The sequence below is a fragment of the Streptomyces sp. NPDC056948 genome (genome assembly GCF_042674225.1).
Lineage (GTDB): Bacteria > Actinomycetota > Actinomycetes > Streptomycetales > Streptomycetaceae > Streptomyces > Streptomyces purpurascens.
This window is the reverse complement of the sequence record NZ_JBHUQX010000817.1, coordinates 1-1,199: the sequence shown is the minus strand read 5'-3', so window position 1 is coordinate 1,199 and position 1,199 is coordinate 1. Positions and strand designations below refer to the sequence as shown.

Annotated in this window: 1 protein-coding gene; it reads left to right on the top strand. The window is 68.6% G+C overall.

The window, feature by feature from the left end; all coding sequences use genetic code 11:
* Window positions 1-77 precede the first annotated feature (77 nt).
* On the top strand, window positions 78-1,199 hold a 1,122-nt coding region (locus ACFTZL_RS44985), incomplete at its 3' end, for a pyridoxal phosphate-dependent aminotransferase (RefSeq protein ID WP_382596452.1).

The window sequence follows — 1,199 nt, the reverse complement described above, 5'->3', positions numbered from 1 at the left end:
CCGCGCTCCCCCGCGCGGGCCGCCCTTAAACGTCGGGTCCGGCCGTCCCCAACGGACCCGCCTCATACGGAGGTTCCATGGCCGACAACGTCACGTCGCTGTTCCGCAGTACCGCGGCACACAGCCCGTCGATGGCGGCGTTGACACGTGAGGGCGGCGAAGGCGCGGGGCCGGTGGACTTCTGTATCCCCTGCAACCCCTACTTCCCCACCCCGGCCATGTTCGACGACATGTCGGCCAGACTCCGCGACATCATCACGTACTACCCGAGCGGCGCCGACACCATCACGGCCGAACTGTGCAGCCTCCTCCAACTGCCGCCGCAGTGCGTGGCCATGGGCAACGGCTCCACCGAGCTCATCACCTGGATCGACCACCTGCTGGTCCGCGAGTCCCTCGCCATCCCCGTCCCCACCTTCGGCCGCTGGACCGACCAGCCCATGGAGACCGGCAAGCGGGTCGACATGTTCCCGCTCCAGGAGTCCAGCGGCTTCGCCCTCGACCTCGCGCAGTACGCCGAGTTCATCCGCGCCCGGGGCACGCGCGTCGCGGTGATCTGCAACCCGAACAACCCCGACGGCGGCTTTCTGCACAAGCACGCCATCGTGCAGTTCATGGACGCCATGGCCGACCTCGACCTGGTCGTCATCGACGAGTCGTTCCTGGAGTTCGCGGACGCCGAGGCCGAGCCGTCCGTCGTCCAGGAGGCCATGCTGCGGCCCAACGTCATCGTGCTGCGCAGCCTCGGCAAGAACTTCGGCCTGCACGGCATCCGCTTCGGCTACCTCGTCGCCAACCCCGCGCTCGCGGGCCGCGTCCGGTCGATGCTGCCGAAGTGGAACCTCAACTCCTTCGCCGAGCACGTGGTGTTCATGCTCAAGGAGCACGGTGCCGAGTACGCGCAGAGCCTCCAGCAGGTGCGCCGCGACCGGCTCGACATGGCCAGCCAGCTCTCCTCCCTGCCCGGGCTGACGGTCTACCCGTCGCAGGGCAACTTCCTCTTCGTGCGCCTCCCCGTGGGCGCCGAGGGCACCGTGGTCCGGGACAGGATGCTCACCGAGCACCGGATCCTGGTCCGCGAGTGCGGCAACAAGATCGGTTCGTCCAGCCGCTTCCTGCGTCTCGTCGTGCGCCCCCAGGTGGACGTGCGTCGCCTGGTGTCCGGCCTGGAACAGGTGCTCTACGGGACGTCCAGGAGG